The organism is Streptomyces sp. NPDC059373, from assembly GCF_042751495.1.
Lineage (GTDB): Bacteria > Actinomycetota > Actinomycetes > Streptomycetales > Streptomycetaceae > Actinacidiphila.
Genome location: NZ_JBHYXC010000055.1, coordinates 24,431 through 39,423, shown reverse-complemented (window position 1 = coordinate 39,423; position 14,993 = coordinate 24,431). Strand labels below are relative to the sequence as shown.

The window sequence follows — 14,993 nt, the reverse complement described above, 5'->3', positions numbered from 1 at the left end:
AGACACGGGCGACCTCCTCGATGACGATGACGGTGGACAGCGCGTCGGCCCCGGCGCCGCCGTACGTCTCGGGGACGTGGACGGCGTGGAGGTCGTTGGCCTCCAGGGCGTCCCGCGCCTCCTGGGGGAAGCGGCCCTGTTCGTCCACCTCGGCCGCGAAGGGCGCGATCTTCGCCTCAGCGAGCGAGCGCACCGCGTCACGGAGCATGTCGTGCTCCTCCGAGGTGCGGAAGAGGTCGAAATCGCGGTCCATGCAGTCACCCTTCACGGCAAACAGCACCTCTGGCACTGAGTACCCTAAGATAAGGGAACTCAGTGCCATCAGCAATACTGCCCAGCCCGAGGGCCGGGTGTTATGTTTCACCTCATGAGCGAGCCGCAGGGTACGAACCGCGACGCCGGCGGGGCTGCGAAGCCCGCGATGCGGGACTCCCTCATCGCGGCCGCCTTCCAGCTGTTCCTGGAGCGCGGGTTCGAACAGACCACAGTCGACGACATCGTCACGCTCGCAGGAGTGGGGCGCAGGTCCTTCTTCCGCTACTTCCCCTCCAAGGAGGACGTGGTCTTCCCCGACCACGAGCGATGCCTGGCGGACATGACCGACTTCCTCCGGCAGCAGGGCTCGGAGGGCGATCCCGTGGCGCAGGTCTGCGATGCCGCCAGGCTCGTGCTGCGCATGTACGCCGAGAATCCCGCTTTCTCGGTGCAGCGTTACCGACTCACCAAGAAGGTGCCGGGGCTGCGCGCCCACGAACTGTCGGTCGTCTGGCGTTACGAGCGCACCCTCGCCGACTATCTGCGTGTCCGCTACGCCACCCGGCCCGACGGAACGTTGCGCGCCGATGTCATCGCGGCGGCCGTCGTCGCGGCCCACAACCACGCCCTGCGCTCATGGCTTCGCTCTGGCGGCCAGGGCGACGCCATCACCGTGGCCGACCGCGCGTTGGACTATGTGAGCGATGTCTGGAGCGAGGACGCCGAGACCCGGACAGCCGGTGGTGGCCACGATGCGGAGGACGTGATCGTGCTCATCTCCCGGCGCAAGGCGCCTATGTGGCGGGTCGTGCAAGGTGTCGAGGCCGCGCTCGACAACATCTGACCCTTCCCGGTCAGGCCGACTTCTGCTGCTGTCGGCGCCGCGATTCCACGAGCAGATCGATTGACTCACTTGCCAGGGCGATATCGGCATCCAACTGTGCGCGGTCGCGGTGCCCGTGCCATTGGAGGGCAAGACCGTCCAGGATGGAGGTGACAACGCGAGCCAGCGGCTCCACGAGTGCCGCGTCGTCGTCGGGCCGCAGGTCCTTCCGGAGGATCTCGACGAAGCGGTCGATGAAGAGCCCGTATGCGCGGGTGGCCAGCCCCGGGTGCGTGTCCTCCTGGCGCAGTGCCCACAAGTAGAGGTCGAACTGCGCGTGCGCGTAGGCGTCGTTCTCGACGAACCAGTCCATTGTGGTGACAAGGAGGTACGTCGCGGTCTTGGCGAGGTCGGAGTCCCCCTTGGTCGCGACGATCCGTTCGAGCAGTTGGTCCGAAGCGTGTTCGAAGACGGCGAAGAACAGCTGTTCCTTTGTATGGAAGCAGTAATGCAGCGTAGCCAGAGGGGCCTGGGCGGCGTCGGCGATGCGCCGCGTCGTCGCACCGACCACTCCGCGCTCGCCGATGACGCGGACCGTCGCCTCGATGTAGGCCTGTCGGCGCTGGTCTGCGGGAACCCGAGTCATCCTGGGCGGCCCTTCCCTTGTCTTTTGTCTGAGTCATATGAACGGGACGGCTGACAGTCTAGCTCTCTCCTGAGCCCGGACAGGGGGGAGCGAGGCGCTCTGATTCTTTGATCTAGTCACTTGACCAGAGTCTGTGGCGATGAATACCGTGATGACGCCGACCCGCTGTCCCTTGCCGCTGCCGCCAGGAGGACGTTCATGAACGCCGTCTCGCACACACCCTTGACGCCACTGTCCTTCCTGGAAAGGTCCGCACGGGTGTGGCCCGACAAGCCGGGCGTGATCTACGGAAACAGGAGCCTGAGCTACGGCGAGCTCGCCTCGGCGGCGACCCGCGTGGCGCAAGCCCTGCGAGCCGGCGGGATCGAACCCGGCGACCGGGTCGCCTACCTGATGCCGAACCTGCCCGAGATGCTCATCGCGCACTTCGCCGTACCGCTCGCCGGAGCCGTGCTCGTAGCCATCAACACCAGGCTCTCCAGCGAGGAGATCGCCTACATCCTCGACCATTCAGGCGCCAGGGTGCTGGTTACCGACTCTGCCTTTCTCCCCACGGTCGCGGCCGCCGTCCAGGACGTCGGGACGGTCGGCGAGGTCGTCGTATTCGAGGACACCGAGGCGGGGACCGGCACGGAGGCGGCGGCGAGCGCGGCGATCGGGACGCGGTTGGTCAGCTACGCGGACTTCACCGCCCGCGGCTCCACGGATCCCCTCGACTGGTCGGTCGAGGACGAACTCGCGCCGATCTCGATCAACTACACCTCGGGTACGACGGGCCGTCCCAAGGGCGTCGTCTACACCCACCGGGGCGCCTACCTGAACTCGTTCGGGGAGATCCTCCACTCCTCGCACAGCCAGGACAGCGTCTACCTGTGGACGCTGCCGATGTTCCACTGCAACGGCTGGTGCACACCGTGGGCGGTGACCGGCATCGGCGGAACGCATGTGTGTCTGCGCGAAGTGCGGGGCGACGCAATCTGGCAGCTGATCCGGAAGCACCGTGTCACCCACCTCAATGGCGCGCCGACCGTGGTCACCACAATCCTGAACGCCGTGGAGGCCGGTCCGCTCGACTACCGTTTGGTGATCACCACCGCCGGGGCGCCGCCGAGCCCCACGACGATCCTGCAGATGGAGCGAATGGGCTTCGGGATCGTGCACGTCTACGGACTGACCGAGAGCTACGGCCCGTACTCCGTCTGCCAGCCGCAGCCGTCGTGGACCGGGCTCGAGCCTGCGGTGCGGGCGGCGGTTCAGGCCCGCCAGGGCGTCGGCATGATCCAGACCGACGGGCTGCGCGTCGTCGATGAGCACATGACCGATGTGCCGGCCGACGGCCGCACGATGGGCGAGATCGTCATGCGCGGCAACAACCTGATGGCGGGCTACTACCGCGACCCGGAGGGCACCACCAAGGCGTTCCGCGGCGGGTGGTTCCACAGCGGCGACCTCGGCGTCATGCACCCGGACGGCTACGTCGAGCTACGCGACCGCGCCAAGGATGTGGTGATTTCCGGCGGCGAGAACATCTCCACCGTGGAGGTCGAGCAGGCACTGATGAGCCATCAGGCCGTTCTTGAGGTCGCGGTGGTCGGGGTACCGGACGACAAGTGGGGCGAGCGGCCGAAGGCCTTCGTCGTCCTCAAGGCGGGTCACGGCGCCACCGAGGAGGAGCTGATCGAGTACGTCCGGACGAAGATCGCGCGCTACAAGGCGCCGCGGGACGTCGACCTCGTGGCCGAACTGCCGAAGACCTCGACCGGGAAGATCCAGAAGTTCGCCCTGCGCGAGCCGGAGTGGGCCGGCAGGACCCGTCGGGTGCACGGCTGAGCCTGGGGTACTGAGTGCCTTTATCTATGGCACTCAGTGTCATAGAATGGGTTTGTGCGCGCCGGTCCGCGCACTTCGGATTCCGGCCGAGCGCAGGGAGATGACTTCGTGTTCCACTCAGGAATCGAGATCGCCGAGGACGCGCCGGAGTGCGCCGACGAGCGGGACGAAGGTCTTTGGTACCAGCGCTGCCGCTGGTGCCGCACCACGATGTTCCGGTCCCTCTACTGCCCCGTCTGCGTCTCCACCGACCTGGACACGGAGCGCAGCGAAGGCACGGGCACCGTCCGTCGATCCAGGATCGTCCACCGGAACACCTCCGAGGCCCGGAATACGGTTGTCATCGAGATGACCGAAGGGTTCAGCGTCCGCGGCCGCCTGGTCGGCACCTCCTTCGTCGTCCCCACCGGAAGCCGCGTCCGGCTGACCGATACCGTCCGTCCCGCCGCCGGTGAGCTTGTCTTCGAGCTCAGCGAAACGCAGTACGAAAGCTGGGTCTGAGACGCGTGCAAGAACGGCCGGAGGGCCGGCCCCCGCGGGGGCCGGCCCTCCGGCGTCGATGACGACAGTTGACATGCGAGTCCGGTCGGCTTGGTCATAGGGACCGGCTCGTCCGGGTGACCTCGGCCTCCCGGTAGTCACCGGGCCTGAAGCGCCTGGTCTGCCACCAGTAGGAGACAGTGGTGGCGGGCCACAGCGTGTCGATGCGGCCGTCGGCGGACTGGTACCAGCTGCGGCAGCCGGACACCCATACCGTCTTCTTCATCTTGCGCTGGGTCCGGCGATAGGCCTTCTCCTGGGCTTCGGGGCGCAGTTCGATGGCCGGTATCCCCTTGGCGAGCGCGTACTTGAGGGCGCCGATGATGTAGCGGGTCTGGGCCTCGATCATGAACACCATCGAGTTGTGGCCCAGGGCTGTGTTCGGACCCAGCATCATGAAGAGGTTCGGGAAGCCCGCCGTGGCGATCCCGAGCTTGGTGGCCGCGCCGTCCTTCCAGACGTCGGACAGTTCGGCGCCGCCCATCCCGAACACCTTCATCGGGGCGATGAAGTCCGTCGCCGCGAACCCGGTGCCGAAGACGATGGTGTCGACCGGGCGAGGCACTCCGTCGGTCCCGACGACCGAGCCCGGCGTGACTTCGCTCAGACCGGTCGTGACGAGTTCGACGTGCGGGCGCTGAAGCGTCGGGAACCAGTCGTCCGACACCAGCCGGCGCTTGCAGCCGGGGGTGAAGTCGGGGGTCAGCCGGGCCCTGAGCGCTGCGTCCGGTACCGACGTCTCCAGAAACTCCTCCGCACGCCCGCGGTAGCCCTCGACGACCTTGGGATGACCGAGGAACCCCCGGGCAAGCCGTTCGAACTCCCAGTAGGTCCGCCAGCGGCGCAGGCGTTGCACGACGGGCAGGCGCTGGTAGAGGCGTCGACGGCGCCGTGGGATCTCCTCGTCGCCCCGGGGCGTCACCCAGTGGGGCGACCGCTGGAACACGTACAGCTTCGCGGCCTGGTCGGCCAGCCGGGGCACGAACTGGATCGCGCTCGCACCGGTGCCGATCACCGCCACATGACGGCCGCCGAAGTCGTGATCGTGTTCCCAGCGGGCGGAGTGGAACATCTTTCCGGTGAAGGACTGCAGGCCGGGAATCTCGGGGACGACGGGTTTGCTCAGCACTCCGGTCGCGTTCACGACGAAGCTGGTACGGATGGATTCGCCCGCGCCGGTGTTCACCGTCCAGGTGCCGGCCGCCTCGTCGAAGCGCATCTCCTCCACCTCGACCCCGAACCTGAGGTGAGGGCCGAGCCCGTAGATCTCCACGACCCGCCGCAGGTACGCGTGCAGTTCGTCCCATGAGGGGAAGTGCCGGGTCCAGTGCGGGTTCTGGAGGAAGGAGTAGGAGTAGAGCACGCTCGGGACATCGCAGGCGGCGCCGGGGTAGGTGTTGTCCCGCCAGGTGCCGCCGACGTCCGATTCCTTCTCGAGAATGACGAAGTCGTGGATGCCCGCGCTTTTGAGCTTGATGGCGACACACAGCCCCGAGAAGCCGGAGCCCACGATGACGACCCTGGGCTGATCGCCTGTCTGATGAGTCATGACCACCTTCCGGATCAAATGACCTGATCGTCTGATCAGAATGGTTGACGGCCCCGCACCTGTCAATGGCCGGAGACGGCCGGGGACCCCGGAGGAGCTCCGGCCTAGAGCCCGGGGCAGTCGCGCAGCGCTGCCAGAAGTCCCGCCACTCGCGGGTCCGGCGCTCCCGTGATCTCCCACCGCAGCGAGTTCTGTACGTAGCCGAAGCCGACCCCCGAATCGCGGTCGGCGAACCCGAGCGCCCCACCGACGCCCTCGTGACCGAAGGAACTCTCCGAGAGCATCGGTGTGCCGGCCGTCGGCAGCATGAACCCGGTGCCGAAGCGCGCGTCCAGCTCGGTCACCCGGTCCCATCCCGCGCTCCGCTCCGCGACCGCTGCCGTCAGGGTCTCCTTGGTCAGCAGACGAGGCGCCTCGACCTCGCCGACGCAGGACCCGTACAGCCGCGCCAGCGAGCGGGCATTGGTGATGCCGTTCGCGGCGGGGATCGATGCGCGCCGGATTCTGGGGTCGTTCCATGCGTCGGCGTCGGGGGTGCGCAGCGCTCCGTTGACCGTCATCGCCCGGGTGAGCAGGGACGACGCGTCATGGGCGGGCGGCGGTGCCGAGGAGTCGGAAGCCGGAGCATTGACGAGCGCCGCGACCCGGTGTTCCGCATGGCCGGGGAGCCCGATGAAGAAGTCCAGCCCCAACGGCAGCGCGATCTCGGTGGCGAACAGGTCCTGGATCGTACGACCCGTGGCGCGCCGGACGACTTCGTCGAGAAGCCAGCCGTAGGTCAGGGCGTGGTACCCGAAGGCTGTTCCGGGGGTCCACAGCGGTCGCTGCCCGGCGAGGGCGCGGGCCGCGACGCCGTACTCGAGGACCTCGGCGAGCGTCAGCCGGTCGTCGATAACCGGAAGCCCCGCCTGGTGGTCAAGGAGCATGCGGACGGTCACGCCGCTCTTGCCGTTGCCGCCGAAGGACGGCCAGTAGCGCGCCACGGGGGCGTCCAGATCGAGCTCGCCACGGTCGGCCAACAGGCAGCAGAGCATCGCCGTGGCACCTTTCGTCACGGAGTACACCAGCCCGATGGTGTCGCGAGCCCACGGCCGTCCGGTGCGAACGTCGGCGACGCCGCCCCAGAGGTCCACCTTCTTCTCGCCGTGGAGGTAGACGGCACAGGAAGCGCCCACTTCGCCGTGGCGCGTGAAGTTCCGCTCGAAGGCCTCCCGTACCGACTCGAAGCCCGGTTCGACGTGACCCCCGGCGAGTACACCCTCCGACTGAGTGGCCATATTGCTCCTTCGCGGAGACTGCCGCGGAGCCCTTGCGGGGTGGCGGCGAGCATCGTAGTCTAACGACCTGATCAGATGACCACAAACAGTGGAGCGGCCTCGGCCCGTCTGTCAACCCACGGACCCGGGCAGGACCCGCACTCTCGATCCCGGGCCCCAGATTTCCCCAAATTTCCTGAAACGTATTGACAGGAAGCTTCTCTGCCTAGCTACTAGGCCAACAAGATTCGCCAATGCCTCTCTCAGGGGCGGGGCCATCGTTCAGAGAGGGTGCACATGAGTTCTGTGTCAGCGGCGAATGAGTCGAAAGCTCTGCCCGCAACAGAAAACCAGGAACCACAGCTCCGCGGAAATCTCGGCACGGCACATCTGCTCTTCACGGTGCTCGCCTTCAACGCCCCGTTGGCGGTCGTCGTCGGCTTTCTCCCCGTCGTCATCGGCTACGGCAATGGAATCGGCGCTCCCATGGCGTTCGTCGCCGCCGGGGCGATCATCGCGCTCTTCGCCGCCGGATTCACCACCATGGCCCGGCATTTGCCGAACCCGGGTGGCTTCTACGCCTACATCACGGCCGGCCTCGGCCGCGTCACCGGGCTGGGATCCTCGTTCCTCGCGCTTCTGTGTTACTACTTCATGACCATTGGCAGCTACGCCTATGGCGGCCTCGTGCTCGAATCGCTCGTGCACGACACCTATCACGGACCCGATATCAAGTGGTGGGTGTGGGTCCTGATATTGCAGGGCGTCGTCGGAACCCTGGGCTACCTGAAGCTCGACCTCTCGGCGCGGATCCTTTCCGTGCTCCTGGTCGGCGAGGTCGTCATCGTCCTGGTCTATGACGCCTGCGTCGTGTCCAAGGGTGGTGCTTCGGGGCTGAGCGCCACCTCGTTCACCCCTCATGCCATGTTCTCGGGCTCGGTCGGCATCGCGCTCCTCTACGGCATCACCTGCTTCGGCGGGTTCGAGGCGACCACCATCTTCCGCGATGAGGTACGGGACCCCGACCGCACGATTCCCCGGGCGACCTACCTCGTCGTCGGACTGGTCACCTTCCTGTACGCAGGCGGTGCCTGGGTGATGATCCAGGCGCTGGGCGCCGACAAGGTAGTGGCCGCCACGGCCGCCGACCCCACCGGGTCGTTCATCGCGAGCCTCACGACGTACAGCGGTCACGTCGCCGTCGACATCGTCACCGTGCTGCTCAACACGAGCATCTTCGCCGCGCTTTTGTCGAGCCACAACATCACGTCGCGCTACCTGTACAACCTCAGCGCGGACCGTATTCTGCACAATTCCCTCAGCCGAGTGCACGGCCGTCACGGTTCCCCGTACCGCGCATCCCTGACGATGAGCGCCCTGGCGCTCCTGGGTCTGGTGCCCTTCGTCGTCGTCGGGGCCGACCCCTCGAAGCTCTATGCGGTCCTGGTCGGAATCTTCGGCTACGCGCTCATCGTCCTGCTGCTCATCACCGGGGTCGCGGTTCCCGTTTACCTCAGGCGCAACCGGGCCGCCGGGGCAAATCTGTGGAATTCAGTGATCGCACCTGTGCTCGCCCTTGCCGGGCTGGGTATTTCGGTGGTGTTGGCGACGCAGAACTTCAACCTTCTCATCAGCGGTTCGCAATCCCTTGCGAACACCATGTTCGCGGTGGTGTACGGCACATTCGCGGTGGGCGTCATTCTGGCGCTCGTCTACCGAAAGAAACGGCCCGAGGTGTACGCCCGTATCGGCCGTCAGTAAGGGCGGAATCCGGAGGGCGCGCTCGCCTCGAAAGCGGGCGCGCCCTCAGCCGGCGGTGAGCATCCGGACCGCGTAGTCGGCGTACGTGTACGCGACCTGCTCGGCGCCGTGCGGTCCGTCCGCCCGGAACCACGCGGAGACGCCCATACCCATGTCGAGAATCGCGTAAGAGGCGAGCCGCGGCTCCGCGACATCGAAGTCCCCGCCGGCGCTGCCGCTTTCGATGACGGCGCGCAGCCCCCGCTCATACCTTCGGCGCAGATGCAGCACCTGATCGCGGTAGGGCTGTTCCAGATTTCCGATCTCCCGGTTGCCGACGAACGCCTGCTCCCGGTGGGCGGCGTGATAGCGGACGTGCGCCTCGACCATGCGCCGCAACTGGAGGACGACATCTCCGCCTGCGTCCAGCGCCGCCTGCTGGACCGCGATCAGCGCGTTCATCGTCCCGACCATGATCTCGCCGAGCAGCGCCTGCTTCGAGCTGACGTGCTTGTAAAGACTCGGCCCCCGGATGCCGATCGCCGCGCCGATGTCGGCCATGGTCGTGGCGCGGTAGCCGCGTTCGGCGAAGAGCCTCAGTGCGGCGTCGGAGATGAGCTGCGGTTCCACCATGACGCGACCATACAAGCTACCGACTGATAGCTGAGGTGATCAGGGTTACTTCCACGGGGCTTGACTCATTTCTGATCAGGCGACCAAGATAGTGGCTAATGGTCATTAGCCACTGGGGCGCACTGGGAGCGACATGACAGACCGGCGTACAGCGCTCATCACCGGCGCATCACGAGGAATCGGCAGAGCCATCGCACAGCGACTGGCGGCGGAAGGGTTCGACCTCACCGTCTCAGCCCGCGCCGAGGGGCCGCTGAAGGAAGCCGCCGGTCAACTGCGCGCGTACGGGCACCGGGTGGAGGCCGTTACGGCCGACATGGCCGACGAGACGCAGGTCGAGACTCTGGCGCAGGCGCATCTCGACCGCCACGACAACCTCGACGTACTCGTGCTCGCGGCCGGAGTGGGGATGGGCGGCGAGCTGTCCGGCTATCCACTGCACCGGCTGGACACCATGTTCACGGTGAATCTTCGCGGGCCGTTGCTGCTGGTCCAGCAATTGCTGCCGGCGCTCCGGGCCGCTGGATCGTCACCTTCCGGCCTGGGCGCGAAGGTCATCGCCATCGCCTCGATCACCGGAGTCGCGAGCGAGCCCGGCCTTGCCGCGTACGGCGCGACCAAGGCTGCGCTGATATCCCTGTGCGAGTCGATCACGGTCGCCGAGGGGGAACGCGGCGTCAGCGCGACCGCACTGTCGCCCGGGTACGTGGACACCGACATGACGGCCTGGGTTCACGACCGTATCGATCCGACCGAGATGATCAGGACCGACGACATCGCCGAGCTCGCCCTGTCAATCTCCCGGTTGTCGCGCCATGCCGCCGTGCCCAACGTCGTGGTCACCCGGGCCGGAGGCCCGCTGTGGCGGGCATGACCCCATTTCACCGGACGGAGTCACCGTAGATGTCCTTCGACTTTTCCCTCAGCCCCCGGGTCACGGAGTGGCGCGACCGAATCGCCGGGTTCGTGGCGGACGTGGTTGTTCCGCGCGAACAGGAGGCCTTCGCAGGTGGCTTGGACGACGACCTGCGCCGAGAGCTTCAGCAGGCGGCCAGGGCGGCCGGCCTCTGGGCACCTCAGGCACCCGCCGACCTCGGCGGCGGAGGGTTCCGCTTCGATGAGGCAGCGGTCCTGCTGGAGGAAGCCGGCACCAGCCTGCTCGGTCCGCTCGCGCTGGGCTGCGCCGCCCCGGACGAGGGCAACATCCACCTGCTGAACGTGGTGGCCACGCCCGCGCAGCGCGAGAAGTACCTGATCCCGCTGGTAAACGGCGACATACGATCCTGCTTCGCGATGACCGAACCGCCGCCCGGCGCCGGCTCCGACCCGTCGGCGGTACGAACCCTGGCGTCCAAGGTGGCCGGCGGCTGGACCATCTCGGGCGAGAAGCATCTGATCACCGGAGCTGAGGGCGCCGCGTTCACGATCGTCATGGCGCGTGACGAGGAGAGTGGCGGAGCGACCATGCTGCTGGTCGACACCGACACTCCCGGCTTCGCGGTGAAGGAGCACGCCCGCACCATCGACTCCACCATGGTCGGCGGCCACTGCCGGGTGCTCTTCGAGGACGTGTTCGTGCCCGACGACGCCGTACTCGGCCGGCCCGGGGAGGGCTTCCGCTACGTGCAGGTCCGGCTCGCTCCCGCCCGCCTCACCCACTGCATGCGGTGGCTGGGCGCGGCTCGCCGCGCACACGAGATCGCCCTCGGCCGCGCGGTCGAGCGCGAGCTCTTCGGGCAGCAGCTGAGCGACCTCGGCATGGCACAGCAGCTGATCGCCGACAACGAGATCGACCTCGCGGCGGCTCGGGCGCTGCTCTGGCGTGCCTGCTGGGAACTCGCCGAGGGCGGCAAGGGCACCGAGTCGTCCTCGCGCGCGAAGGTGTTCATCAGCGAGGCCGCCAGCCGTGTCGTCGACCGCTCGGTGCAGCTCGCCGGCGGCATGGGCACCAGCGAGGACCTGGTCATCGGCCGTATCTACGCGGACATCCGCGCCTTCCGTATCTACGACGGCGCCTCGGAGGCGCACCGGATGTCCATCGCCAAGCGCGCCGCCCGCCGCGCCCGTACAGCCGCCGCCCACGGAAGCGAGACCCCGTGACCAGCGACCTGCCCGGCCTGCCCGCCGGGAACATCGAGAAATGGCTTCAGCAGGCACTGCCCGATCTGCTGGGCAGTGGCCCCTGGCACGCGGAGGTGATCTCCGGCGGACTCTCCAACATCACCTACCGCCTGCACCTCCGCGGCGGAACCGTCATCCTCCGACGGCCCCCGCTGGGCGAAATCCTCCCCAGCGCCCACGACATGAAGCGTGAACACCGCATCCTGACCGCCCTGGCGCCGACCGCCGTCCCGGTGCCCCGCACCCTCGCGCTCTGCACGGACGAGGCCGTCATCGGCCGCCCCTTCTACGTCATGGCCGAGGTCCCCGGCGACATCCTGCGGACCGCTCAGGACACCGCCTGCCTCACCCCCCAGACCCGCGCAACCCTGAGCGACGCCCTGGTACGAACCCTCGCCGACCTGCACAGCGTCGACCCCGCGAGCGTCGGCCTGGCCGACTACGGACGTCCGGACGGCTACTGCGCCCGGCAGATCCTCCGGTGGGGACAGCAGTGGGAGCGCTCGCGTACCCGCGGGCTGCCGGACATGGACGTACTGCTGAATCGGCTCTCCGACAGCGTGCCCGAGCGCTCCGACGCGTCGATCGTCCACGGCGACTACCGCCTCGACAACACGATCATTGAACCTGGCTCTGCCCCGCCCCGCATCGCCTCCGTCCTCGACTGGGAACTCTCCACGCTGGGAGACCCGCTCGCCGATCTCGGGATGACGCTGACCTACTGGCACGACCCCGATGACACCGACCGCGCACAGATTCCCGTCGCGGTGGGCGTCACCACCCATGAGGGATTTCCCAGCAGCCGTGAAGTGGCCGAGAAGTACGCGACACTGACCGGACGTGACCTTGGACTGCTCCCGTTCTACCTGGCCTTCAGCGCCATGAAGCTCGCCGTGATCCTCGAAGGCGTCCACGCCCGCTACCTTGGCGGCCGGACAATCAGCGACGGCTACGCGGGGGCCGGCGCGGCAGTGCCCTTCCTGGTCGCGAAGGGGCTGCGTCAACTGCGTTCCCTCGACGTGTCGTAGGGTCGTAACGATGAGCCGACAGGGTCGGCAGCATCACTTCTCTGAATGATGGGCACCGTGAGTTCGATTCCCGTCGCCCGATTCACAACACAGGCCGGGTGATTGCCGACGCAGGCAATCGTGGAGGCCATTACTCGGTAGGCAGACGTCTTGGTGACGGTCAGGCACCAGTACGGAGCGGTGAGGGCCGGCCCGGCCGACACAGCCGGAGCCGGTCGCAGCGGAGGGGCCGGCCCGACGGATCAGGGCTTGAGGATGAGCTTGCCCGTGGTCTGGCCGGTCTCCAGAAGACGGTGGGCCTCGGCGGCCTCGGCGAGGGGCAGCGTCCTGGTGGCCGGCGTGCGTACCTCGCCCGAAGCGACCCATCCCACCAGTCGGTGCAGCGCCTTGCCCGCCTCCGGCAGGCGGTGCTCGAACCAGATGCCCAGGTTGAAGCCGATCAGGGACTGACTGGGAGCCGGGTCGTACAGCAGCGGAGCCAGTGCGGCCGGGTCCAGGCCCTCGGTGGTTCCACTGACCGAGCCCAGGACGACCAGACGTCCGAACGGGGCCAGGACGCGCAGCGTCTGGGCCAGGCGGGCCGGGCCCGACATCTCCAGCGCGCCGTCCACCCCAACACCGCCCGTCAGTTCCCGCACCTCTTCCGGCCAGTCGTCCTGGGTGTAGTCGATGGCGTGGTCGGCCCCGAGGTCGAGTGCGATCTGACGCTTGGCCGGAGTGCTGGCGCCCGCGATCACAGTGTCGGCGCCCAGGAGCTTTGCGATCTGCACGGCGTACTGGCCGACGCCCCCGGCCGCGGCCGGGATGAACACGCTCTGGCCCTTTCCGAGCCCGATGAGCTCGGTGAGGATGACGGTCGCCGCCAGTCCCGAGACGACGATCCCAGCCGCGGCGTCGGAGTCGAGGCCTTCAGGGATCGGGATCACGCTGGGGGCGTAGGCAAGCGCCAGCTCCGCGTATCCGCCGGAGCCGTCGGCACCGACGGAACCGAACACCTTGGTACCGACCGCAGGGCCATCCACACCGGGCCCAAGGGCGACGACGGTGCCCGCCACCTCGGCGCCCGGCACGAAGGGCGACGGCGTGGCCACTGGGTAGACGTCGCCGCGGCGGCGCATGACGTCGGAGAAATTGACCGCAGCGGACTCCACGCGGATCAGTACCTGGCCCGGCCCCGGCTGCGGGTCGGGGAGCTCTACCAGCCGCAGCACCTCAGGGCCGCCCTGCTCGGTCATCTGGATTGCCTTCATCGCTGTACCTCACGTCGGTTTCGGATGATCTTCAACGGGATGAGAAACAAGCTCATGGGCGGTGGGGCGAGATCACTCCTTTGGACGCCCTTCCACTACACAGGCCGACAGGAGTTCGCCCCATTAGCTGTTCTAGACAGCATAATGCCCGTCATCGCGGATCTATTCCAGCGAGACGGAGAGCTTTGAGCGACGTAAGCTGCCATCCATGGGACATCGATCTCCCAGCAGCACCTAGGCAGCACCTATGTGCCCTGGACAGCAAGTTTGCCGCACAAGACCAAGAACTACGCGGAACGCTCCAGCGCCTCGGCAGCGACTCACACCTGCCGGGGCGACATCCGTCCTGTTCCGCCGCCCGGTCTCGAACCACGTTCCCGCTGGGCGGCACGCTCACCGTCCCCCGCCTCGGTTTCTGGGCGATGCAGCTCCCCGGCCGCGATCGCGCCCGTCGCCGTTCAGAACCGCTTCCGCGTCCTGGAGCAGAGCGACGCCGCGCTGGTCGACGAGTGCGCGCGAACCGGCATAGCCTTCATGCCGTTCTTCGCGCTGGGCGGCGGCCACAGCCCACTGGACAATGGTGACCTGCTCGACGTCGCGGAACGTCACGGAGCCGCCCCTTTCCAGATGACCATCGCCTGGGGGCTGGCGCGGTCGCCTTCGATCGTGCAGATCCCCGGTACTGCTTCTCTCAGCCACCTGCGGCGCGGCGGGGCCCGCCGGCCGTACCGGTCCGAAGCTGCAGAACAGTAGGATGATCCATGACTTCACGACAGCCCGGACGGGGAGGCGCCCCCTCCGCCACCGCGGCCAGCAGCGGCCCCATCAGCAACGCTCTGATCCGGGTGACGCGGCTGCACGTCATACACGCCAGGCAGTTGTTCCGGGCCGTCGGACTACACCCCGGCCACGAACTGCTCCTGATGCACCTGTGGGATACCGGACCCCAGCGGCAGGCGGACCTCGCCGTGGTCTTCGACACGGACTCGGCTGCCATGACCCGCACCGTGCAACGCCTGGAGCGGGCCGGGTTCGTCCGCCGTCGGCCCGACCCGAACGACGGGCGAGCCACGCTGGTGGAGACCACCGCCGCCGGCAACGGACTACGGCGCTCGGTGGAGCAGCTGTGGGCGCAACTCGAAGCGATCACGACCGCCCGGATGACACCCGCGCAGCAAAAGGCACTACTGGAAGGGCTCGAACAGGTCGAGCACAACCTGGCCGCCGGTCACGGCTCCCCAGAGCACGAGCCCATCCGATCCCAGGGCGACCGTGCGGGTGGCAATTGATCATCTGGCCTGGTCGAGCCGCATGTTGGTACT

At 67.6% G+C, this 14,993-nt stretch carries 15 protein-coding genes; 9 read left to right on the top strand and 6 right to left on the bottom strand.

Translation table 11 applies throughout. The annotated features are described in order from the left end of the window. Nucleotides 1-253 (bottom strand): acyl-CoA dehydrogenase family protein (locus ACFXJ5_RS37590; protein WP_384641799.1); only part of this gene is annotated, 253 nt, incomplete at its 3' end. Nucleotides 254-421: 168 nt separating this feature from the next. On the opposite strand from ACFXJ5_RS37590, the gene ACFXJ5_RS37585 reads away from it, so the two are divergent. Next, nucleotides 422-1,099: a TetR family transcriptional regulator gene (locus ACFXJ5_RS37585; protein ID WP_384641807.1), complete on the top strand. Its 678-nt coding sequence runs from the start codon at nucleotides 422-424 to the stop codon at nucleotides 1,097-1,099. Nucleotides 1,100-1,109: 10 nt separating this feature from the next. Here the strand turns inward: ACFXJ5_RS37585 and ACFXJ5_RS37580 are convergent, their stop codons facing one another. Next, nucleotides 1,110-1,724, bottom strand: coding sequence for a TetR/AcrR family transcriptional regulator (locus ACFXJ5_RS37580; protein ID WP_384641795.1), 615 nt, complete (start codon nucleotides 1,722-1,724; stop codon nucleotides 1,110-1,112). A 198-nt stretch (nucleotides 1,725-1,922) separates the two neighbouring features. Here ACFXJ5_RS37580 and ACFXJ5_RS37575 point away from each other — a divergent pair, with 198 nt between their 5' ends. Further along, nucleotides 1,923-3,554 carry a long-chain-fatty-acid--CoA ligase gene (locus ACFXJ5_RS37575; RefSeq protein ID WP_384641792.1) on the top strand — a complete coding sequence of 544 codons (1,632 nt, stop codon included), beginning with the start codon at nucleotides 1,923-1,925 and terminating at the stop codon, nucleotides 3,552-3,554. Between the two features lie 108 nt (nucleotides 3,555-3,662). Next, a complete protein-coding gene (locus tag ACFXJ5_RS37570; protein ID WP_384641790.1) occupies nucleotides 3,663-4,055 on the top strand; it encodes a Zn-ribbon domain-containing OB-fold protein in 393 nt (130 codons plus the stop codon). Nucleotides 4,056-4,149: 94 nt separating this feature from the next. Here the strand turns inward: ACFXJ5_RS37570 and ACFXJ5_RS37565 are convergent, their stop codons facing one another. Then, nucleotides 4,150-5,643 carry a flavin-containing monooxygenase gene (locus ACFXJ5_RS37565; protein WP_384641788.1) on the bottom strand — a complete coding sequence of 498 codons (1,494 nt, stop codon included), beginning with the start codon at nucleotides 5,641-5,643 and terminating at the stop codon, nucleotides 4,150-4,152. 104 nt (nucleotides 5,644-5,747) lie between these two features. Continuing rightward, the gene (locus ACFXJ5_RS37560; protein WP_384641785.1) at nucleotides 5,748-6,920 is read right to left on the bottom strand and encodes a serine hydrolase domain-containing protein; all 1,173 of its coding nucleotides are present in this window, start codon (nucleotides 6,918-6,920) and stop codon (nucleotides 5,748-5,750) included. Between the two features lie 276 nt (nucleotides 6,921-7,196). Here ACFXJ5_RS37560 and ACFXJ5_RS37555 point away from each other — a divergent pair, with 276 nt between their 5' ends. Next, nucleotides 7,197-8,660: an APC family permease gene (locus ACFXJ5_RS37555; protein WP_384641782.1), complete on the top strand. Its 1,464-nt coding sequence runs from the start codon at nucleotides 7,197-7,199 to the stop codon at nucleotides 8,658-8,660. A 45-nt stretch (nucleotides 8,661-8,705) separates the two neighbouring features. On the opposite strand, the gene ACFXJ5_RS37550 is transcribed toward ACFXJ5_RS37555, so the two are convergent. Beyond that, entirely contained in the window at nucleotides 8,706-9,272 is a 567-nt protein-coding gene (locus tag ACFXJ5_RS37550) for a TetR/AcrR family transcriptional regulator (RefSeq protein ID WP_384641779.1), read from the bottom strand. Between the two features lie 133 nt (nucleotides 9,273-9,405). Here ACFXJ5_RS37550 and ACFXJ5_RS37545 point away from each other — a divergent pair, with 133 nt between their 5' ends. The 3 genes from ACFXJ5_RS37545 to ACFXJ5_RS37535 are packed head-to-tail and all read left to right on the top strand — an operon-like array spanning nucleotide 9,406 to nucleotide 12,421. Beyond that, nucleotides 9,406-10,146, top strand: coding sequence for an SDR family NAD(P)-dependent oxidoreductase (locus ACFXJ5_RS37545; RefSeq protein ID WP_384641777.1), 741 nt, complete (start codon nucleotides 9,406-9,408; stop codon nucleotides 10,144-10,146). Between the two features lie 29 nt (nucleotides 10,147-10,175). Further along, a complete protein-coding gene (locus tag ACFXJ5_RS37540; RefSeq protein ID WP_384641773.1) occupies nucleotides 10,176-11,372 on the top strand; it encodes an acyl-CoA dehydrogenase family protein in 1,197 nt (398 codons plus the stop codon). Beyond that, nucleotides 11,369-12,421 carry a phosphotransferase family protein gene (locus ACFXJ5_RS37535; protein ID WP_384641770.1) on the top strand — a complete coding sequence of 351 codons (1,053 nt, stop codon included), beginning with the start codon at nucleotides 11,369-11,371 and terminating at the stop codon, nucleotides 12,419-12,421. Before ACFXJ5_RS37540 ends, ACFXJ5_RS37535 begins: the two co-directional genes overlap by 4 nt. A 242-nt stretch (nucleotides 12,422-12,663) precedes the next feature. Here ACFXJ5_RS37535 and ACFXJ5_RS37530 read toward each other — a convergent pair whose 3' ends face one another. Next, on the bottom strand, nucleotides 12,664-13,671 hold the full coding sequence (locus ACFXJ5_RS37530) for a zinc-binding alcohol dehydrogenase family protein (RefSeq protein WP_384641768.1): 1,008 nt from the start codon (nucleotides 13,669-13,671) through the stop codon (nucleotides 12,664-12,666). A gap of 249 nt (nucleotides 13,672-13,920) precedes the next feature. Here ACFXJ5_RS37530 and ACFXJ5_RS37525 point away from each other — a divergent pair, with 249 nt between their 5' ends. Continuing rightward, nucleotides 13,921-14,424, top strand: a complete 504-nt coding sequence (locus ACFXJ5_RS37525; protein ID WP_384641764.1) for an aldo/keto reductase — start codon at nucleotides 13,921-13,923, stop codon at nucleotides 14,422-14,424. A gap of 8 nt (nucleotides 14,425-14,432) precedes the next feature. Next, on the top strand, nucleotides 14,433-14,960 hold the full coding sequence (locus ACFXJ5_RS37520) for a MarR family winged helix-turn-helix transcriptional regulator (RefSeq protein ID WP_384641761.1): 528 nt from the start codon (nucleotides 14,433-14,435) through the stop codon (nucleotides 14,958-14,960). The last annotated feature ends 33 nt before the right edge of the window (nucleotides 14,961-14,993 follow it).